15 protein-coding genes are annotated in these 21,254 nt (G+C 41.8%); 9 read left to right on the forward strand and 6 right to left on the reverse strand.

Translation table 11 applies throughout. The features are described from left to right. Positions 1–24 precede the first annotated feature (24 nt). From VB693_RS06725 to VB693_RS06745, 5 genes are all read left to right on the forward strand, one after another. Positions 25–1,278 carry a glycosyltransferase gene (locus VB693_RS06725; RefSeq protein ID WP_416233372.1) on the forward strand — a complete coding sequence of 418 codons (1,254 nt, stop codon included), beginning with the start codon at positions 25–27 and terminating at the stop codon, positions 1,276–1,278. Then, positions 1,275–2,441: a glycosyltransferase family 4 protein gene (locus tag VB693_RS06730; protein ID WP_323265575.1), complete on the forward strand. Its 1,167-nt coding sequence runs from the start codon at positions 1,275–1,277 to the stop codon at positions 2,439–2,441. Before VB693_RS06725 ends, VB693_RS06730 begins: the two co-directional genes overlap by 4 nt. After that, positions 2,442–4,244 (forward strand): ABC transporter ATP-binding protein, encoded by a 1,803-nt coding sequence (locus VB693_RS06735; protein WP_323265576.1) that lies wholly within the window; start codon positions 2,442–2,444, stop codon positions 4,242–4,244. It abuts the gene before it with no gap. A 56-nt stretch (positions 4,245–4,300) separates the two neighbouring features. After that, a complete protein-coding gene (locus VB693_RS06740; RefSeq protein ID WP_323265577.1) occupies positions 4,301–5,281 on the forward strand; it encodes a phosphotransferase family protein in 981 nt (326 codons plus the stop codon). Positions 5,282–5,467: 186 nt separating this feature from the next. Continuing rightward, the gene (locus VB693_RS06745) at positions 5,468–6,994 is read left to right on the forward strand and encodes an iron uptake porin (protein ID WP_323265578.1); all 1,527 of its coding nucleotides are present in this window, start codon (positions 5,468–5,470) and stop codon (positions 6,992–6,994) included. A 135-nt stretch (positions 6,995–7,129) separates the two neighbouring features. On the opposite strand, the gene VB693_RS06750 is transcribed toward VB693_RS06745, so the two are convergent. The 6 genes from VB693_RS06750 to VB693_RS06775 form a co-directional block, all read right to left on the reverse strand. Continuing rightward, positions 7,130–7,603, reverse strand: coding sequence for a PepSY-like domain-containing protein (locus tag VB693_RS06750; RefSeq protein ID WP_323265579.1), 474 nt, complete (start codon positions 7,601–7,603; stop codon positions 7,130–7,132). After that, positions 7,603–9,213 carry a HAMP domain-containing sensor histidine kinase gene (locus VB693_RS06755; protein WP_323265580.1) on the reverse strand — a complete coding sequence of 537 codons (1,611 nt, stop codon included), beginning with the start codon at positions 9,211–9,213 and terminating at the stop codon, positions 7,603–7,605. Before VB693_RS06755 ends, VB693_RS06750 begins: the two co-directional genes overlap by 1 nt. A 330-nt stretch (positions 9,214–9,543) precedes the next feature. Then, positions 9,544–10,212, reverse strand: a complete 669-nt coding sequence (locus tag VB693_RS06760; protein WP_323265581.1) for a response regulator transcription factor — start codon at positions 10,210–10,212, stop codon at positions 9,544–9,546. A 105-nt stretch (positions 10,213–10,317) separates the two neighbouring features. Next, on the reverse strand, positions 10,318–11,244 hold the full coding sequence (locus VB693_RS06765; protein ID WP_190708040.1) for a carbohydrate ABC transporter permease: 927 nt from the start codon (positions 11,242–11,244) through the stop codon (positions 10,318–10,320). Between the two features lie 79 nt (positions 11,245–11,323). Further along, the gene (locus VB693_RS06770) at positions 11,324–14,668 is read right to left on the reverse strand and encodes an EAL domain-containing protein (RefSeq protein WP_323265582.1); all 3,345 of its coding nucleotides are present in this window, start codon (positions 14,666–14,668) and stop codon (positions 11,324–11,326) included. Between the two features lie 78 nt (positions 14,669–14,746). After that, positions 14,747–15,160 (reverse strand): MarR family winged helix-turn-helix transcriptional regulator, encoded by a 414-nt coding sequence (locus VB693_RS06775; RefSeq protein ID WP_323265583.1) that lies wholly within the window; start codon positions 15,158–15,160, stop codon positions 14,747–14,749. Between the two features lie 285 nt (positions 15,161–15,445). Between VB693_RS06775 and VB693_RS06780 the strand changes: the two genes are divergently transcribed. From VB693_RS06780 to VB693_RS06795, 4 genes are all read left to right on the forward strand, one after another. Then, complete coding sequence (locus VB693_RS06780; RefSeq protein WP_323265584.1) at positions 15,446–16,681, forward strand: bifunctional sterol desaturase/short chain dehydrogenase; 1,236 nt, start codon at positions 15,446–15,448, stop codon at positions 16,679–16,681. 528 nt (positions 16,682–17,209) lie between these two features. Beyond that, entirely contained in the window at positions 17,210–18,097 is an 888-nt protein-coding gene (locus tag VB693_RS06785; protein WP_323265585.1) for a hypothetical protein, read from the forward strand. Between the two features lie 175 nt (positions 18,098–18,272). Beyond that, on the forward strand, positions 18,273–19,745 hold the full coding sequence (locus VB693_RS06790) for a TldD/PmbA family protein (RefSeq protein WP_323265586.1): 1,473 nt from the start codon (positions 18,273–18,275) through the stop codon (positions 19,743–19,745). 155 nt (positions 19,746–19,900) lie between these two features. Further along, the gene (locus tag VB693_RS06795) at positions 19,901–21,241 is read left to right on the forward strand and encodes a TldD/PmbA family protein (protein WP_323265587.1); all 1,341 of its coding nucleotides are present in this window, start codon (positions 19,901–19,903) and stop codon (positions 21,239–21,241) included. Positions 21,242–21,254: the final 13 nt, after the last annotated feature.

Raw genomic sequence — 21,254 nt, forward strand, 5'->3', positions numbered from 1 at the left:
ATTACGAATTACGAATTACGAATTATGTCCATGCGTGTCGCTTATGTTCTCAAACGTTATCCCCGCTATTCTGAAACCTTTGTTGTTAATGAAATTTTGGCTCATGAAGCGGCTGGCATAGATATAAAAATTTTCGCTTTAAGACCACCATCAGACACGCACTTTCAAAATATTATTTCCCAGGTGCGTGCGCCTGTCACTTACATTCGTAAGCCACTTCAAGGACGGGTGAGCGATTCCCTCAATAGTCTCGCACCTACAGCCGCTAGCTATTTTTGGGCGGAACTACAAGAAGCAAGTCAAGTTATCCCTGATTTTTGGTCAAAATTGGCATTTGCTCAAGGTGAGAAAGCTAGCACTGTCTACCAAGCTGCATGGTTAGCACGAGAAGTAAAACTCAAAGGTATCACGCATTTACACGCTCATTTCGGCACTGTAGCCACTAGCGTAGCTCGCCTAGCATCCCACTTTACAGGCGTTCCCTATACTTTCACCGCTCATGCTAAAGATATCTTTCATGAAAGCGTGGAATTTGCGGATATGGAACGTAAGCTAAAGGATGCAGCTAGTATAGTGACTGTCAGTGACTATAATCTCAAATATCTGGAGAAAATATACAATTTAGCTGCAAACCAAGTTCAACGCATCTATAACGGGTTAGATTTGCGACAGTTACAATATTCTTCTCCGGCTGAACGTCCACCATTAATTATCTCAGTTGGTCGGTTAATCGAGAAGAAAGGGCTATCTACTTTAATAGATGCTTGCGCGATTCTCAAGCAGAAAAATTATGAGTTTCAGTGTCAAATCGTCGGTACTGGTGCTTTAGAATCAACTTTGCGGCAGCAGATTCAGGATTTAGGATTGCAATCTTGTGTGCAAATTGTCGGTGCGCGTCCCCAAAATGAGGTGTTTCAATTAGTACAACAGGCGGCTGTGTTTGCTGCGCCTTATGTGATTGGTAAAGATGGTAATCGTGATGGTTTACCTACGGTTTTACTAGAAGCGATGGCTCTGGGAACTCCCTGTGTTAGTACGGGGGTGACGGGTATCCCTGAAGTGGTGCGTGATGGGGAGACTGGGTTGATTGTAGGGCAATATGATGCGGAGGAATTAGCCAATGCTCTTGGGCAACTTCTGAAAGATCCGGCTTTGCGGGTGAGGTTGTCTACTCAGGCTAGGGAGTTGATTGAGTCGGAGTTTGATATTTGTCGTAATACGGCGGTTTTGAGGGAGTTATTTTTCACGCAGAGACGCGGAGGCGCGGAGGAGGTATGAAGGTGAGAGTTGCTTATGTTTGTGCTGATGCGGGGATTCCTGTTTTTGGACAGAAGGGTTGCTCTATTCATGTGCAGGAGGTGATCCGGGCTTTAAAAGGGCAAGGTGGACAAGTTACATTGTTTGCTACTCGGATTGGGGGAGAGTTACCGGCAGATTTGGCTGATGTGGTGGTGCATCAACTTCCACCTGTTCCTAAGTTAGAACGGGCGATGCGTGAGCAGGTTGCTTTGGGGATGAATCCTGATTTACGGTTGAGTTTGGAGAAGTTTGGCTCTTTTGATTTGATTTATGAGCGTTATTCTCTCTGGAGTTATGGCGCGATGGAATATGCCCAAGCGATGGGTGTTCCTGGTTTGTTGGAGGTTAATTCGCCTCTGATTATCGAACAGGCACAGCATCGGGGTTTGATTGATCTTGATGGTGCGGAAGCGGTGGCGCGTCGGGTATTTTCAGCCGCGACAGCATTGATTGCTGTTTCCGATGCGGTGAAAAGTTACTTGCTGGATTATGTGGATGGTAGCAAGGTTCATGTGATTCCTAATGGTGTTAATCCTCATCGCTTTTCTAATCTGCGTTCTGCAAGTCAATCAGATAGTTTTACAGTGGGATTTGTCGGAAGTTTGAAACCTTGGCATGGATTGCCCATCCTGACGGAAGCTTTTAGTCTACTGCATCAACGTGTTCCCAACGCCAAACTCTTGATTGTTGGTGATGGCCCGGAACGGGAAACTCTGGAAGTTGAATTAGTTGCACGGGGATTAGATGTTCATACTCAATTTACAGGTGCGGTGAATCCTGATGAAATTCCCCAATTATTAGCTGCAATGGATGTGGCTGTTGCACCCTACGCCGCACAATCTGATTTTTACTTCTCGCCGTTGAAAGTGTATGAATATATGGCGGCTGGTTTACCTGTAGTTGTTAGTCAGATTGGACAATTGACAGACTTGATTGATCCGGGGGTGAATGGTATGCTTTGCCCTCCTGGTGATGCGATCGCCTTAGCAGACGCATTAGAACAATTATGGCGATCGCCTAATCTGCGTCACAGTTTAGGAGAAGCGGCGCGAGAAACCGTGATAGCTCATCATACTTGGGATGCGATAGCTCAACAAATTCTGCATATAGCGTCTCCATTATCGGTGGAGGTGAAACGATAAATGCCAAAACCCAAAAAATTAGCTGTTCCCGGTTTGTGGGGAGTGTTGGCTTATTTCTGGCCTGATATTCGTCCCCAGTATGGACTACTTTTGGTTTCGGCGATCGCTTTAATTGCAGATGTCGGACTCCGGGTATTAGAACCTTGGCCGCTCAAGTTTGTCTTTGATTACGTTCTGCTGCGTGGCGAAAGGCTCAATAGTATTCCCTTGATTGCTAGTCTAGAACCAATCACATTACTGACACTCTCAGCCGTTGCAGTCTTACTGATCACAGGTTTACGCGCCCTGGCTGCCTATTGGAGTACCGTGGGATTAGCCATAGTCGGTAGCCGAGTCATGGCGAAGGTGCGGAATCATTTATATTGTCATCTGCAAAATTTATCTTTGGCTTATCACACCAAAGCCCGTAGCGGTGATTTAATTATCCGTGTCAGTAGCGATGCTAGCCGTCTCCAAGAGATTATGATTACGGCAGCATTACCGCTAGTAGTCAGCATTCTCTCTCTATTTGGCATGATTGGGGTGATGTTTTGGATGAATCGCAGCCTCACCCTGCTATCACTCATCACACTACCGTTCTTTTGGCTAGTTTCTAACCGACTCAGTCAGCGCATCAAAGATTCCTCATTAAAGCAACGTCAACAAGAGGGTGCTGTAGCAGCGACGGCGGCTGAGTCTATTGCAGCGATTAAATTAGTGAAAGCCCTCTCCCTACAGGATGCTTTTGCACGGGTATTTGCTCAACAAAATCAGAGTAGTTTGAAAGAAAGCGTCAAAACTCAACGACTGGCGGCTCACTTGGAACGTACCGTTGATGCGGTGATTGCAATGGGAACAGCGATCGTTTTATGGTATGGCTCTTGGTTGGCGTTAAGAGATGCTCTAACCCCTGGAGATGTGCTGGTATTCCTTACCTACCTGAAGAACGCCTTTAAGCCAGTGCAGAACTTCGCTAAGTACACTGGACGACTAGCTAAAGCGGCGGCTTCTGGTGAGCGTATTTTAGATGTGTTAAATCAAAAACCTGATATTAGTGATTCACCGGATGCCTTCCCCGCCACAATTTTCCGGGGTGCGGTGCGTTTTGATCACGTCCACTTTGCCTATGACTCAGGACGCGTTCTACTAGAAGACATCAATTTAGACATTCAATCGGGACAGCAAATAGCGATCGTGGGGACTTCTGGTGGTGGTAAATCGACGTTAGTAAGTTTATTATTACGGCTTTATGATCCCACCTCTGGGCGGGTGATGATTGATGGGCGGGATATTCGAGAATATACATTGGCATCATTCCGTTCCCAAATTAGTGTAGTTTTGCAAGATAGTCTGTTATTTGCTGCAAGTATTAGAGAAAACATTGCTTACGGGATTGCTGGGGTGTCTGATGCGGAAATTGAAGAGGCGGCGCGTTTAGCTCATGCTCATGATTTTATCCAAGCTTTACCGCAAGGATATGACACCCTGGTGGGGGAAAGAGGCGCAACTCTTTCGGGGGGACAAAGACAACGGATTGCGATCGCTCGTGCTGCTATTCGTCAAGCTCCTATCCTGATTTTAGATGAACCTACTACGGGGTTAGATAAGGAGAGTGAGAAGGCTGTGATTGATGCGCTGCAAAGGTTGTCAGCACATCGCACGACTTTTTTGATTACTCATGATCTAGATTTTGCTACTCGTGCAGATATGATTGTTTATCTGGAAAATGGGCGGATAGTGGAACAAGGTTCTCATCTGGAATTGATGCACAAACATGGGCGTTATGCAGCTTTGTATGAGGTGCAGGCTTCTTTGAGGGTTTAGAGAGATAGTTTTTTAACGCGGAGGGGCGCGGAGGTATGCGCGGAGGTACGCTGAGTATGGATTTTAGTGATGGGAAGATGCCTTTTTTGGCGGATGCGGTTGATCGGGTGCGGGTGGAGGAGTGTTTTGAGGGGTGTTTGGACATAGCTAAGAATTGTCGTGTGCAGAATGTCCGGGTGATTCGTCATAAGTTGGGGCGGCGTTGTTTGATTGAATATGAGTTGATTGATGATGCGGGGGAAGTCATTACGTTAATTGGGAAGGTGAGGTCTAAGGGTACTGATTTTTATAGTTATGAGTTACAGAAATCTCTCTGGGAATCGGGATTTGCTGATGATAGTTCTGATGGAATTTCTGTACCTGAACCTGTGGGTGTGATTCCTGAATGGCAAATGTGGTTACAGCGTAAGGTTGAGGGGGTGACTGCTACTCAAATGCTCTCACAAACTAACGGTATTTTACCTGCAAAACTTATTGCTGAAGCTGCTTATAAATTGCACCAAGCTAATATTCTTCCTCGTCGTTCTCATAGGATGTCAGATGAATTAAGAATTTTGCATGAACGGATTCCATTAGTTATGGAAGAATATCCAGAATGGCAAGCACGTTTAGAAAGAATATTAACAGCAAGTGATGATTTAGGAGCAAACACCCCAGAACCAAAACCCTGTGGTATTCATCGTGATTTTTATCCTGATCAAGTGATTATTAATAATTCCCGTTTGTATCTGATTGATCTGGATTTATATTGTGCAGGTAATCCGGCAGTTGATATCGGTAATTTCATCGCTCATCTGCAAGAATACAGTCTGCGTAATTTTGGTGATTCCCAATTATTACAAGAGTATGAAAATGCTCTAACTACAAGATTTATTCAGCTTACAGACAATGAATTTTTACCTGCAATTAAAGCCTATACTACCCTAACATTAGTCCGACATATTTACATCAGCACCCAATTCCCTGAACGTCGCCCTTTTACTGAAGCACTGTTAAATCTCTGCGAACAGCAACTCAATATAACTCGTAATTTGTAATTATATAGCGTTTCCTAACCTGCTGAGGTACTGAGTACACCACTAATAAAATAGGGTAAACTCCGCACCCCTCTGCGTTTTCCTCTGCGCCCCTCTGCGTTAAAAAACATTAGTTATGTACCTCACGTAACTAGGAATCGCTATAAATTTAGTGACGCAGATTTTGATTTTCAGGAGATATAATTAATGGGTTCAATTTTTTGTCAGCAAATACACCTGCTTTGTTTAATCATTGCAATTATTTTTAGTAGTATAGCTAAAGTTAGTGCAACAACTATTCCAGTAGGAGAAAATAGTAAATTAAATAAAATTATATCAGTTTCTCAATTAACGGATATTACCCATGATAGTTGGGCATTTCAAGCACTACAAGCATTAATTGAGCAATATGATTGTGTTAGTCAGGAGAATACTGACAATCAAACCATGACTAGATATGAATTTGCCACTAAATTAAATGCTTGTATTCTCAAGATAAATAATAGTAACTTTGATAAATTTAATCGAGAAACGTTAACTACAATCCAAAAACTACAAACAGAATTTTCTGCGGAATTAGCAATTTTTGGCAACCGCATAAATTTATTAGAAAACAAGATATCTGCATTAGAAGCACAACAGTTTTCACCCCAAGTTGAGCTAGAGGGAGAGATTATCTTTGCTGTGAGTGGAGTCGCTGGTGGGAAAAAAGCCAACAGTAGAACTAAGCCAATCAATGAGAATTTAGCATTTAGCGATCGCCTCCGTCTCAGCTTAGAGGCAAGTTTTACTGGTAAAGACAAATTACAAATCCGCTTGCAAGGACGCAACACACCAGAATTAGCAGATGTTACTGGAACTAAAATGGCTAATTTGGGATTTGACGGTGACGATGATAATGAGGTGGAAGTAGATGAGCTAGATTATAGATTCCGTCTGGGTAAACAAACCCGCGTCACTTTGTATGCTTTAGGAGGAGGATTAGGGGATTTTGTTCCTAGTGTCAATCCTCTTTTTAGCGGTAGTGGAGACGGTTCAATTTCTACATTTGGACGAGAAAATCCGATTCGCCGACAAGGTGGCGGCGCAGGTATCGGTATTTCTCATAATTTAAATGAATCTCTCAATTTTTCATTAGGATACGTCACTAAGGATGCAGCTGATCCAGAGAAGGGAATTTTTGCTAGTCCTTATGGCGCGATCGCTCAACTCACCCTTAAACCATCCCAAACCACAGCACTCAGCGTTACCTATATCCACTCTTACAATAATGTAAATACCGGAACTGGCAGCAAATTAACCAACAATCCCTTTAATAATCAAGCAGATGCGATTACAGCTAATTCCTTTGGTGCAGAAGCTGCTTGGCAAATTAACCCAACTATCACCCTGGGAAGCCGAGTTGGTTTTATTCATGCAACAGCAGAAGATTTACCAGCAAACCCAAATGCTGTTATCTCCACATGGGCATTACTACTAACGCTCAGAGATATTGGTAAAGAAGGTAGTTTTGCCGGATTTGTGGTAGGTCAACCGCCTAAAGTGAATCATAATAGTTTCGGTGATGCCTTTGAAGAGAAGGACACATCTTTACATCTAGAAGCCTTTTATCACCTGCAAATCACAGATAATCTGGCAATAACTCCGGGGTTATTTCTCATCACAAATCCAGAACATAATAATAATAACGACAAAATTTATATTGGTACAGTTCGGACAACTTTTACCTTCTAAGTATCAGTAAGTGGAAGAAGTCCGAGGAGTCGATAAAGATGAGGTAAAATTTCTACCTCACCACTCTTAACTCAGCACGGGCTAAACGCCCCGCTACCGCTAACAGCACTCAGCACTCCTAACTCAGCACTCCTACTAATCCTCATATAAATCAACTTGAAGATTACCATTACTATCAAGATATAATTCTTCTTCGAGTTCTCCGTCAGTAATATCTACTTCATAAAATATGCCTTTAGGCGTAATTTCAATTTCATATTTTGTGACAATAAATCCAGGGCGTTTTTCCTTGATGCGTTCTAACACAATAGGAGGAAATTCTTTCTCCGTCACATAGTATTCCGTTTCCAGCCATTCTCCGGTGTCTGAGAACTCTGCTTCGTATTGGATATTATTTTGAGTAAAAACTGCCTCATAACCGTAATCATGTCTTTGCCAAGTATGAGGAATATCAGGATATTTAGCTTGAAAAGCTGCTTTGACAGATGGAGGAACTACTATGGCTTTTGGCTGAATTGGGGAATAGTAACAAGCTAATAAAAATGTTAAGAGAGATAAACTAATAACATTGCAAATAATGGATTTAATTACTGTAATTTCCACTGACATTATTGAATTAATGTTCTTATTTGGGGTGATTCCAAGGATAAGGTAATCGTGAATACAGATCCTGCTCCTAGTTCACTTTCTAGGGTAATTTGTCCGCCGTGTGCTTCAGCAATGACTTGCACAATGGATAATCCTAACCCAGCACCATCAGAACGACGGCGACTGTTTGCAGCGCGAGCAAAACGCTGAAAAATTCTCTGTTGATCAGCTGGTGCAACACCTACTCCTGTGTCACGTACCCAAAAGCTGATTTTACCCCGGTGAATCATTGAACCCAGAGCAATTGTATCAGTGTTGTTTGTATGTTGAGTAGCATTGTGTGCCAAATTCATCATAGCCTGAGTCAGACGTTGACGGTCTCCAACAATTTTACCTCTGGCAACAGCTTCAAGTCGCCAGTTGCGATCGCCAAGCCCTTTAACTTTAGCAAATAATTCTTCAGTGAAAATGCTAACATCAACTGTTTCTAACTGCAAAAAATCTGGACGCTCCGCCTTTGCTAGTAACATCAAATCATTGACAAAGCGGTTCATCCGTTCCAACTCATCCATTACTATAGATAGAGTTTCTTGTATTTCCTGCGGTTCATTACCCATCAATTCTAAATGACCACGAATGATAGTAATAGGTGTGCGCAGTTCGTGTCCAGCATCGTTAATAAAATTGTGTTGACTGGTAAAAGCTTCTTGCAACCTATCCATCATGTCATTAAAAGTAGCTCCTAATTCTGCTAGTTCTCCACTACCATCTATAGTGATGCGTTGATTTAAATCTGTTTCAGTAATTGTGCGAGCCGTCTGAGTTAGTAAACGCAAAGGTGCAAGAATTTTTCCCGCAGCAAACCAAGCCAAAACTAAAGCAAATAGCACAACAACTACACTCACCTGAACAATCACGGCTAAAGCTTCTAACACTTCTCCACGTTCCCCAGCAGTGGTGTGAGCAACGACTAACACTCCCATGACTTCGCCGTCAATTTTTACAGGTTGAGCTAGATAAAGGATACTATCAACTTCACTCCCAAGGATTACCTTTTCTCCTTGCGCTTGTTTTGTTAACCTTGCCCAGTCTAGAATGATTTTTGCATCTCTATCCATTTCTTTTGGTCTAGCTCTCGGACTTGATTTATAAAATCTTTCGTCCATTAATGCAATCAAAAAGGCATCATCTTCTGGGAGTTGATTGGCTAAGAAAGCATCAAAAAAATTTCTTAACTCTGTTTTTGTCTTTGGGGGCTTCCGTAGACGGGTATCATTGTTTCTAAGTTTATCAATAACTTCAATAATTTCTTCATCCAGAGGCTCAGAGTTGTTACTTGTACCCCTAACTAATTGCTCAAATATTTCTATCTTTTCTCTTGCTTCATCATTTACACGTTGATCAACTTGTGCATATAAAGCCTGACGAATTGCAGGAATAAAAACCAGAAAAATCACAAATAAAATTATCGCATACCAGGCCAAAATCCTTGTACGCGTAGCCCAAAAAAAGCCTCGACGATGTTTTATATATGTTTTCGCTATTGTAGTTTGATTGTTCAGCACTAATCTCAGACTGTCGGGATTAAATAGAGAAACTTGAGATTTGTCTCTCTTTGGTTGTTTCCCCATATAAACTATAACTTTGTGGGTTTTATACGTGTTAAAGATTGGGATTTGAAATATTAAATCTAAAAGCCCAATCTTTACATCCAAAATTCCGGTCATATAGGGAACACACACATCTTACGACAGAATTTATATTCTGTAGATCAGGCGAAAAGGTTACAATCGAACCTATAGCGTTTATTCATCACATCGGGTATATCGTAGCCGCCTCCTTGCTTCCGGGGAGGCGGTTAGGGGCGGAGTTATTGTACCCTACTCAACCGATAAACACTGTATGTTTATTAGTTTCTAATTATCAGATGAAAAAATCATGAAGCTTTGATGAGAAAATTCTCATGTTCGCAGACGATAACCCATACCTCGGACAGTTTCAATTAGGTCACTACCTAATTTTTTGCGTAAATAACCCACATAAACATCAACAATATTTGAACCTGGGTCATAGTCATAACCCCATACCCTATCCAATAATTGTTCACGACTCAAAACTTGCCCAGGATGGCGAAGAAAGGTTTCGGCAAGCGTAAATTCCCTGGCTGGTAATTCTACTATGTTTTGACCCACTTTTACTTTACGCGATCGCAAGTCTAAAACCACATCCCCAAACTTCAGTACCATCTCTTCGGTAGCTTGACTGTTACCACTATTACGCAACCTAGCTTTTATCCGTACTAACAATTCTTCAAACCGGAAAGGCTTAGTTACATAGTCATCTGCACCAGTTTCAAAGCCTACGACTTTATCTTGAATGTCATCACGGGCAGTTAAAATAATGACTGGAAAATTTTCTCCTTGTCCACGTAGTTCTGCCAATACATCTAAGCCATCTTTCCCAGGAAGCCCCAAATCCAAAATCATTAAATCAAAACAGCTACTTAAAGCCATATTAGTGGCAGAATGGGCATCAACGGCTAAAGACGTTGTAAAGCCATGAGAACGCAATCCTTTCTCAATAAAAGCCGCTATGCGGGGTTCATCTTCCACAATGAGAATTCGATTCATCCGATGCAACCTATAGTGATGGTTCTAAAGGTAAGACAACCATAAAACTAGAACCTGTTCCCAATCCCCAATTCCCTGTCACCTATCCCCTATCACCTGTCACCTTCAAACCAGACTATCCCCCCCTGATTGACTAATTACTAATCGTAAAACTGATAAACCTAAAATAATCAAAAATAGCACTAATCCGATTGTACAAGCATAGGTAATTTCTAAATTACTAAATGCTTGTTCATAGAGATAATAAACAATTGTTTTGGAACTATTAAGAGGGCCACCTTGAGTCATAATAAAAACTTCTTCAAATACCTTAGTCGCGGAAATGGCTGAAATGACTGCGACTAATGCTAAGTAAGGCTTCATTAAAGGTACAGTAATATCCCAATGTTTGCGAATACCATCTGAACCATCAATAGCGGCAGCTTCATATACATCTGCTGGAATTGATTGCAACCCAGCTAAATAAATCACCATGTAATAACCTAGTCCTTTCCAAATGGTGACAGCCATAACACTAGCTAGAGTAATGGGTACGATGCCGAAAATTTTCGCCGAACTAGTCAGCCAGGGAATACCCTCTGGGAACAGACCTAACATTTTGAGGAATTGATTTAGTAACCCATTTTCTGCATATAGCCACTTCCAAGCTATCCCCGCAACGACCATAGAAATAACTACTGGCGTATAATATGCCGCTCGAAACCAATTAATTCCTCGTAATTTTTGATTGACTAAAATTGCCAGTCCTAAAGGAAAAATAACTAGAATGGGAACTACACCAACAAGATAAAGAAACGTATTTTCTAAAGTTTTCCAAAAAACGGCATCTTGCCATAAACGGAGGAAGTTTTTAATTCCTATCCATTGGGGTGGTAGGCTGAGGTCTTCGTAGCTAGTAAAGCTGAGGTAAAAAGCTTGTAGTGCAGGCCAGAATACAGTTAAGCCCAGCAGAATCAAAGCCGGCAGTAAAAATAAATAAGGAGTTAGTTGCCGTTTGATGACTATCCAATCTTTAGACGTTAATTGTTTCATAAAATATTTATATTCGCTGATTACACCAGCCTGGGAAGGCAAACTAGTTGGGCATCTCTTCATCAATAAATGGTATCAGCTATTCTAATTTTTCTACGGCTTGCTGTATAGTAATCAGACTCTTCTCCCCCTGCTCCCCCTGTACTGTCAGCGATTGATTCCCCTTTACCTCCGCAAATTTTTTGATCAGTAGTGTCTCAATTTCATGGGCAGCTAAAGGGTGAGAAAATAAATAACCTTGACCAAATTCACATCCAAGTTGCTGTAACCGTTGGAGTTGCTGCTGTGTTTCAATACCTTCTGCCACAACTGCTAATCCCAGTTGATTGCTGAGTGTGATGATAGTTTTGACGACTTGATAATTTCTCTGCCCCTCCTCCATTTGGTTAATAAAGGAACGATCAATTTTCAAGGTGTCGGCTGGTAATCGATGCAGATAATTGAGTGATGAATATCCAGTACCAAAATCATCAATGCTGATTTGGATTCCTAGTGTTTTTAACTGCTCCAATACGATGATTGTCTCAGTTATATTCTCAATCAGAATACTCTCAGTAATTTCTAGAGTGAGACAATTACCGTCTAAACCAACTTGAGTCAGAATTTCTTCTACATCCCTCACTAAAGTAGCTTTGCAGATATCTTGAACCGAAAGATTCACACTTACCTTGAGAGCTAATTTACTATCAAACTGAGTTTGCCAATTTGTTAGTTGTTGACAAGAGGTTTGGAGTACCCAATGATCTAGAGGGACAATCAGACCTGTTTCTTCAGCTACGGGAATAAATTCTGTAGGAGAAATAAAGCCGCGAGTCGGGTGTTGCCAGCGTACTAATGCTTCAACACCGATCAAATTATTGCTATTGAGATCAACAATTGGTTGATAGTAAACGATAAATTCTTGTCGTTCTAGTGCTTTTCGTAGGTCACTTTCTAAATTGAGTCGTTTCAGTGCCTGAATGTGCATCTGGGTATCAAAAATTTTATAGCAGCTTTTGCCTTGAGCCTTAGCTCGATACATGGCAAGATCAGAATCTCGCAGTAAATCTGAGGCTTGATGATAACGGGCTGTTCCTAATACTATGCCAATGCTCGTGGTGATAAATACTTCATGTCCGTTAAGCATTAATGGTGTTTGAAATTCTGCTAAAATTCGCCTGGCAACCATGACGGCTTCTTCAATATCTTCTACGCGTTCAAGTAGAATCACAAACTCATCACCACCTAAGCGAGCAGCCAGATCCATGACGCGAATTTTGGATCTTAGCTTCTGGGCAATGATATTTAGAAGTTGATCTCCGGCTAAATGTCCCAAGCTGTCATTAATGATTTTAAATCGATCCATATCGAGAAACAAAACCGCAAAATGATAATTTTCCAGTCGCTTGGTGCGCTTAATAGCTGATTCCAATCGCTCCATGAGCAACTTACGATTAGGTAAGTTAGTTAGAGAATCATGTAGCGCGTTGTAAAGTAGTTGTGCTTCTGCATCTTTGCGTTCACTAATATCGGTGATTGTGCCAACATACCCTGTGATTTTCCCGGCAATATCGGATTCGGCTACAGCTTGTCCAAACACCCAAGTTACAGTGCCATCAGGTTTTTGAAATCGATACTCTAGCTGGAAAGGACGATGTTCTCTGGCGGCAGAATACCACTCAATAAAAACTTTGTCTTGGTCGTCGGGATGAATACCTGTCACCCATCCAAACTGGATGGCGGTTTCAGAAGTTAACCCAGCAATCTTGCACCAGCGTTCATTGACGTAAAGGCAATTTCCTTGCACATCGGTACGAAAAATGCCCACTGGAGCGGCGGCGGCTAAAGAAGCATACCGTTGTTGACTTTGGCGGAGGTGTGCTTCTGTTTGTTGTCGTTCTGCTAGTTCAGTTTGCAGTTGTTGGTAAGCAGTAGCTTGTTGAATCGCGATCGCCATTTGGGTAGAAAGCTGTTCTAATAAAGCTGTTTCTTCGGCTTCCCACTGTCGAGGGACTTGGCTTTCAACAACATTCAGCAATCCCCACAGTTTGTGACTGTTGATAATTGGCACTAAAATTTTAGCTCTAATCTGTAAACGTTCTAGTAGTTGACGGTGACAATCGCTCATCTGTGTGGTGTGTATATCAGACACAACTCGAATTCTTTCTTGGCGATATATCTCAACCCAATTAGCCGCGAAACAAGAATCGTGAATTTGTTTGCCCAGATAAGAAACATGACCATTGGCTACCGATTCCGCAACTACAACCATGCTCCAGTCTGGTTGAAATTGCCAGATGTTGACGCGATCGCACTGTAAAAGCGATCGCACTTGTTTAACTGTCGTGTCAAGAATATCTTGCAGGTGCAGAGAAGACCGAATTTGGGTAGCAATAGTTGCAATTAACTTTTCCCGTTCGGCTTTGGCCTGGAGTTTAGCTGTCCGTTCTTGGATTTGCTGCTCTAATTCGGCGTTACGATTTTGCAACAGTTCTAATTTCTCTGTTTCTAAGCAAGATACCCGATGTTCTAAGACTCCAACTAATTGATTTAACTCTAGAGGATTGAGGACTTTCAGAATACTAGTCTGGGTAACGATACCTAACAACTCGCCTTGCTTGCCAATCACCACTAAGCGTTTGACCAAGTATTGCTGCATAATTTTTTGCACAATCCACAGCGAGTCGTGAGGACTGACTGAGAACACGGGTGTACTCATGACAACCTGTGCTTGTAAATCCTCAAAATTTAGTTTCAGGGCTTGAAACTGGACAATATCTCGCTCTGTGACAATGCCAACTGGTAATTGTATGAGTTTACCTTCTTTGTCTTGAAATCGTTCTTCTACAAGCACTACCGAACTTACCTGATGTTCTGCCATCAAGCAAGTGATAGCCAGCATAGAAATACTGGGATCAGCACAAATCACTTCCGAAGTCATGACATCGGCGACGACACGGAGGTGCAGCAAGTCTATGGGGCGGGACAATTGCCGCAAGCTTTCATGGGTGAGTATGCCGACGATTTGGTTCTGCTCGTCAACTAGTGGTAGGTGGCGAATCTGATATTGCTGGAGTAAATTGACGGCAAAGAACAGATCCGTAAATGCAGATTGCTGCAAGGAAATGACTGGATGTGCCATCACCTCACCAATTGTGAGATTTTCTAGCGATCGCTTTTGGGAACTGAGGCGAACTACATCTCGTTCCGTAAAAATGCCTAATAATTGATTGTCTTCTACAATCAACACGCAGCTCGAACGCGCCTCTAGGTATAAGGCGGCAAGTTCAGTATCTGCCTCTTGAGAAGATGAACATACAGCACGAATCCCACTCATTTGAGCGATCACTGCTACCACAGATGTATTTGGTGAAACTATTAGTGGGTTACGAACAATGGCAGATTCCAGATCAGCTTCTGTTAAAGCAGTCGATGATATGAACATTCGTGCAATGGTATGTAAAATTTCTTAACTTATCATGTTTATCATGCCCATCACATCAATGTACTTAACATATCGACATTAAGTAGAGAGTTCCGTTTCCTCAAAGACTTTTTTCAGGAGAGTCAAACTGTGTTCAATGTGTGATATTTGCTCTGGTGTGAGATCCTGTAAAATTTCAGCGATATGACCGCGAGTTTTTTCTTGGGATTGCTCTAACATCTGCTTTCCCTCTGGTGTTAAATTGAGAACTACTCGCCGCCGTTCTTGAGGATTGTCAGTACGTTGCACCAGCAGGCGTTGTACTAGTCGTTCGATTGTCGTTGATGCGGTAGCACAGGTGACACCAAGATGATCTGCCACCTCAGATAATGAAGCACCAGGACGACGCTTGAGAAATGCTAGCGATCGCAATTGTGGTATAGAAATAGAATCAGGACTGTGAGTTCGCATATCAGTCCGGATAAACCGCATCAATAATGGAATCGTATCCATAACCCTGGCGGCACATTTTTGGGATTCGTTGAGGTTGGGCATGGGGCGTGGGGCATGGGGGCATGGGGCATGGGGTATGGGTTATGAGGTATGGGACATAGGGTCAATATCTTATTCTCTGTTTCTCTACTTTTCCCAGTCCCTGGTGACTGAGTTACGTCGTTCCCTGCAAAAGTGCAGTCCCCAATCCCAATCCCCAATTAATTTTAGTTTGCCTTATAACTTGCCCTTAATCTATCCTGATCAGAATATGAAAAAAGATTAAGACGAGTGGTGAGCAAAAAAATGCTAGAGAGCTTGACTGAAATTGCGGCCAAATTACAAATTAATTGGGTACTGCTAAATGCTGGCTTACAGTTTACTAGTTGGGGGTTATTTTCCTTATTGTTGGCGGAAATATTCAGAGACAGTTACCATGCGTTGTGTCATAAAGTCATTTGGCTAGGTAAATGGCACAACAAGCACCATATGGTATATCGGCGGGATTTATCGATAGTTTCCTTAAAAGCTTATCAAGAATCCCAGCTTTACCATGACATTTTAGAATCAAGTCTGCTAATAGTAGTATTAACAATCATTGCCCTCATTGCCCAGCAAATTGGATTATGGCTGGGAGTAGTTTACGCCTGCACATTCTTGTTTGGTGCATCCCTACGATATTTCCAAGGGTCAATAGATACAGACTATAATCATCTACCAGGGCCTTTAGAGAAAAGCCCTTCAGTTTGGTGGGTGAATCGATCTTACCATTGGCGACACCATTTTGATGATGTCAATGCTTACTACAGTGGAGTATTTTCCTTGGTAGATAAGATATTGGGAACAGGACTTTCTTTAAAGGGTAAAACCATCGCTGTCACAGGTGCATCAGGTGCTTTAGGACAAGCGTTAACGGCAGAGTTGCTCAAGCATAATGCTAAAGTTGTGGCATTAACCACTAACCCAGATAAATTACCAACCGATAATGGTTTGAAAATAATTCCCTGGGAATTAGGTAATGAAGCAGAACTCAAAGTAAGTTTAGAAAAAGTAGATATTTTGATTATCAACCACGGTGTTAATGTCTACAGCAATCGGACACCACAAGCCATTAACTCTTCATATGAAGTCAATACTTTCTCTGCTCTCAGGTTGATGGATATATTTTTGACAACAGTCACAGGGCCACAAGCAAAAGCCACTAAGGAAATCTGGGTGAATACGTCTGAGGCTGAGGTATCCCCAGCACTGAGTCCACTTTATGAACTCAGCAAGCGCACTTTAGGAAATTTAGTAACTCTTAAACGCTTGGATGGCGATTGCATAATTCGTAAATTGATTTTAGGGCCTTTTAAAAGTCAACTTAATCCTTATGGGGTAATGTCAGCACACCAAGTAGCTCGTGCTATTTTATTTTTAGCCCGCCGCGATTTCCGTAATATTATTGTGACAATCAATCCTTTGACTTATTTACTTTTTCCTATCAAGGAAGTGAGCAGTTGGTTATACTACCGAATTTTTAGCAAGACACTTCAGAGTTAAGATACAGCAAATCTTATTTCACTTGTGAGCATGGAGAGACTTCAGAAACCCCTGAGTTAAAAAAACAGGGGTTCTGGATTGCTATAAACTTTTTATGTCAAGCATCTAGTTTAACTGTGCAGTACAATGCTGCATATGGCTATCCTACTCAAATTAAGTAAGTCGGGGGGAATAAACCTAACTATGTTAAGTAATATAAAGTTATTGTGACCGAGTTCGTAGTAAGGACTTCAGTCCTTATTTTAGGACTAAAGTCCTTACTACAAACCTTTAATTATTTACGCCGTTCTACTTAATGTTGATTACAACAGTCAAATAGCCGATAAATAAATATATCTCACAATTGAGAATTTTGAAATAATTCAGTAATCAGAAGTCAGAAGTCAGGATATGATTCTGATTTCTGAACCTAATCAGCAAATTATAAAATGCAAGGTTATTTTTTAGCTCTTTTTTAATAATCAATGAAGATTTGTTGTACAGTATTTTCATAAAGTTAATTAATAGAAATAGTAACTCATAAAAGCTATGACTAGACCAATTCAGATTCTGTTACAAACCACGATTCACACTAATGAAGATGACTGGAGTATTTTTCGATTTTCTCTATTACAAGAATATTTAACATCTATTAAAGATGAAATAGGTAAACCATTATTTGCAGTTACAGGACGCGATCGCCTATCAGATGCAGCCGGTGATGATCCGATTTTAAGTAGTCTAGATCAATCGGATTTTGATGAACTTTGGTTATTTGCGCTAGATGTCGGTGATGGTTTAACAGCCAAAGATATTGCTGGTATTAATGCTTTTAGAAAGCGGGGTGGGGGAATTCTCACAACACGAGATCATCAAGATATGGGTTGTTCTATGTGTGGACTAGTAGATATAGGTGATCTCCACTATTTCAACACTCAAAATCCCGATCCTGACGATTCTCGTTGGAGTCGTGATGATCCACACACCACTTATATTTCCTGGCCGAATTATCATTCGGGAGCGAATGGCGACTATCAAAAAATCATTCCTGTCGAACCTGTTCATCCGCTATTGCAAAATCCTCATTCACCTACTGGGTTGATTGAATTTTTCCCAGCCCATCCCCATGAGGGCGGTATTGGAGTCAAATCAAATTTAGATGCGCGTGTAATTGCATTAGGTCAAAGTCTAGTCACAGGGCGAACATTCAATTTAGTGGTGGCGATGGAGCATCACACAGATGCACAGGGAAAACGATTAGGGCGAGCGATCGCTAATTCTAGTTTCCATCACTTTGTTGATTACAATTGGGATATTGCCAAAGGTTGTCCTTCATTTGTAGATGAACCACCAGGAACGGGTATGAAAACCGAACCACAAGCTTTAGAAGATATCAAAACCTATGTGCGTAATGCCGCTTTGTGGTTAGCAGGGTAGGTCAGTTTTGCATTTTAGCTATCTCTCTTACCCTAAACCCCTACACCCTATTTTCAAAATAGTACGGTCATTCCCCAAAATTCGGTCAAGATAGCCCTTGGGTAAATTTGCTAGAGTTAACACACCGGGATTTTTTCAGTCAAATCTCTGATAACGCCAGTAGACGAGGCTATTCATGCTTACAAGTACGCTACTTCTCTCTAATCAACTCCCCAACCTCCAATACTCTTCCACACCAGAGCGATTCGATGAAACTTGGGAAGCACCCTTAGCTACCCTTCTGGGTTTAGGACGCGCTGCTGGTGCTGACTTTATAGAATTATTTTTAGAACGCCGCAACTACATTAGTAGTTTGGCAGAAGACGATACAATTACCAGCATTTCACCCAGTCTATCTACAGGTGCGGGAGTCAGAGTATTTCGTGGCAAAGCCGACTGCTACGTCAGCACCAATGATTTATCATTTTCTGGCTTAAAAGCGGCATTAGAAAAAGGGCTATCTATTTTAGGCTTACAACTCCCAACCTCTAACGCCTTCGTCCCAGAAATTAACCTCGAATTATTCAGAGATTACGCCACCAAACGCGGTAAGGATGGCTGGCTACCTCTATGCAGTTCTATCCGGGAAATGGGCGAAATCCTCCTTGATGGTACTGCCTACTTAAATCGCAAAGCCAGCCATGTGCAGTCCCGCCGTGCTAGCTATTTCCGCGATTGGCAAGAAGTATTAGTTGCAGCCAGCGATGGCACTTTTGCCCGTGATATTCGCCTAACTCAATCAGTCGGTTTTAACCTGCTGTGTGCTGACGGTGCAAATCGTACCTCCATAGGTGAACGGGCTGGTAATACCAGTGATGCCAACTTCCTGAGAACGTGGGACTATCAACAATCCGCCGAGCAAATTGCCGAATCTGCCGGGAAAATGCTCTACGCCGATTATGTGGATTCAGGTAATTACCCCATCATCATGGCAAATCACTTTGGTGGTGTAATTTTCCATGAAGCCTGCGGACACCTACTAGAAACTACCCAAATCGAGCGCAAAACTTCCCCCTTTGCCGATAAAAAAGGCGAAAAAATTGCCCACGAAAGTTTGACAGCTTGGGATGAAGGCCGCGCAGATAATGCCTTCGGGACAATCGACATGGATGACGAAGGTATGCCTGCTCAAAGAACCCTATTAATTGAAAAAGGTGTTCTCAAGAACTTCCTAGCAGATAGAACTGGTTCTTGGCGTACTTCCCACCCCAGAACAGGTAATGGTCGCCGCCAAAATTATACCTTCGCTGCGGCTAGCCGGATGCGTAATACTTATATCGCTCCCGGCGACTACAAGGTAGAAGATTTATTTGCCTCTGTAGATAAAGGTATTTACTGCAAAAAGATGGGCGGTGGTAGTGTTGGGGCTACTGGTCAATTTAACTTTAGTGTGGATGAAGCCTATTTGATTGAAAATGGCAAAATTACCAAGCCACTCAAGGGTGCTACCCTCATTGGTGAAGCCAAGGAGATTATGAACAAAATTTCCATGTGTTCCCAAGATTTGGAAATTGCCCCTGGTTTCTGTGGTTCTGTCAGTGGTAGTATCTACACCACCGTAGGACAACCCCACATCAAAGTTGATTCTATTACCGTCGGTGGACGCTAAAGAATTTTAGATTTGCAATTTGTTCGTAGTCCAATATTTGTAGGGTGCGTTAACAGAGTAACGCACCAATTATTGATCTGAATCATGGTGCGTTACGGCTTGCACCTAACACACCCTACTACCGACAAACTTATCAATTTGAATTTTGAATTTTTATGCCCAACATTACTGAAATAGCAAGTTACGCCAAGGAAAATGCAGAAAAGCTTGGCATCAAAAAATTTGACATTTATGGCTCAACTGTAGATGAAACCAGTGTGCAAGTTGACCAAGGTGAGCCAAAACAAGTTAAAGCTTCCAATCGCTCTGGTGTGACTGTCCGTGTTTGGAATGAAGATAATACAATCGGTATCACTAGCACCACTGATGTAGATCCCCAAGGATTGGAATTGGCTTTAAAAACGGCTTACGAAGCCAGTTTCTTTGGTGTTAAAGAACACGTCCCCGATTTTAGTCCAGAGGCTACTGTACCACTAGCGAAAACACTTGATGAAAAAGCACCCCAAGCACCCGTATCAGAACTTATAGAAAAACTGCTGGTGGCTGAAAAAGGATTACTAGCTACTCATGCAGCAATTATAGGAGTACCTTATAACGGTTTGGCACAAAGAGATATTGATAGGTTCTATCTCAATAGTGATGGTGCTTTGAGAAAAGATTCTCTTTCTGTATCTTCGGTTTATCTGTATAGTAAAACCGAGGAAGAAGGCAAAAAACCCCGCAGCGCAGGGGCTTATAGAGTCAATCGCAGGTTAGAAAATTTAGACATTGATGGTTGTATCCAGGAAACTGCTGAAAAAACTATCAGTCATTTGAACTACGAAAAAATTAAGACTGGTAAATATCAAGTAGTGTTCTCCCCGGAGGCTTTTTTAAGTCTTTTGGGTGCGTTTTCTAATTTGTTTAATGCCCAAAGTATTCTGGATAAACAAAGCTTATCTACTGCCGATGATTTGGGTAAACAAATTGCTACATCTTTAATTTCAGTCTATGATGATTCCTTGCATCCAGCTAATATAGGTGCAGAAACATTTGATGGGGAAGGTACACCAACTCGTCAAGTGAAGTTAATAGAAAATGGTGTTTTAACAAGTTTTCTGCACAGTGCTGGCACTGCTAAAAGACTGAATGCTCAACCCACTGGTAATGCTAGTATTGGTGCAAAGGTTAGCGTTAGTCCCAATTTCTATCATGTGTTTGCAGCCGGCAGTTCTGAGCAGGAATTGAGCTTAGAAACTGCTGAAAATGTGATTTTAGTTGATGAATTACACGCTCTCCATGCTGGTGTGAAATCTTTGCAAGGTTCATTTTCTTTGCCGTTTGATGGTTGGCTAATTAACAAAGGTGAGAAAACAAGTATTGAATCAGCAACGGTTGCTGGTGATTTTTTGGAACTTTTGAAGTCTATCATTCATGTAGAAAAGGAAGTGGAATTAACACCCGGTGGTGTTGCTCCTAGAATTTGGGTTGATGGACTCTCAATTACTGGTGAATAAACCTAGTTTGTAG

It is taken from the genome of Anabaena sp. UHCC 0399 (assembly GCF_034931465.1).
Lineage (GTDB): Bacteria > Cyanobacteriota > Cyanobacteriia > Cyanobacteriales > Nostocaceae > Trichormus > Trichormus minutissimus.

Coding starts and splice junctions, on each gene's coding strand:
- VB693_RS06745 (WP_323265578.1), top strand. CDS start 5,468: ATGGGTTCAATTTTTTGTCAGCAAATACACCTGCTTTGTTTAATCATT.
- VB693_RS06770 (WP_323265582.1), bottom strand. CDS start 14,668: ATGTTCATATCATCGACTGCTTTAACAGAAGCTGATCTGGAATCTGCC.
- VB693_RS06740 (WP_323265577.1), top strand. CDS start 4,301: ATGGATTTTAGTGATGGGAAGATGCCTTTTTTGGCGGATGCGGTTGAT.
- VB693_RS06780 (WP_323265584.1), top strand. CDS start 15,446: ATGCTAGAGAGCTTGACTGAAATTGCGGCCAAATTACAAATTAATTGG.
- VB693_RS06730 (WP_323265575.1), top strand. CDS start 1,275: ATGAAGGTGAGAGTTGCTTATGTTTGTGCTGATGCGGGGATTCCTGTT.
- VB693_RS06760 (WP_323265581.1), bottom strand. CDS start 10,212: ATGAATCGAATTCTCATTGTGGAAGATGAACCCCGCATAGCGGCTTTT.
- VB693_RS06750 (WP_323265579.1), bottom strand. CDS start 7,603: ATGTCAGTGGAAATTACAGTAATTAAATCCATTATTTGCAATGTTATT.
- VB693_RS06735 (WP_323265576.1), top strand. CDS start 2,442: ATGCCAAAACCCAAAAAATTAGCTGTTCCCGGTTTGTGGGGAGTGTTG.
- VB693_RS06755 (WP_323265580.1), bottom strand. CDS start 9,213: ATGGGGAAACAACCAAAGAGAGACAAATCTCAAGTTTCTCTATTTAAT.
- VB693_RS06765 (WP_190708040.1), bottom strand. CDS start 11,244: ATGAAACAATTAACGTCTAAAGATTGGATAGTCATCAAACGGCAACTA.
- VB693_RS06795 (WP_323265587.1), top strand. CDS start 19,901: ATGCCCAACATTACTGAAATAGCAAGTTACGCCAAGGAAAATGCAGAA.
- VB693_RS06790 (WP_323265586.1), top strand. CDS start 18,273: ATGCTTACAAGTACGCTACTTCTCTCTAATCAACTCCCCAACCTCCAA.
- VB693_RS06785 (WP_323265585.1), top strand. CDS start 17,210: ATGACTAGACCAATTCAGATTCTGTTACAAACCACGATTCACACTAAT.
- VB693_RS06775 (WP_323265583.1), bottom strand. CDS start 15,160: ATGGATACGATTCCATTATTGATGCGGTTTATCCGGACTGATATGCGA.
- VB693_RS06725 (WP_416233372.1), top strand. CDS start 25: ATGTCCATGCGTGTCGCTTATGTTCTCAAACGTTATCCCCGCTATTCT.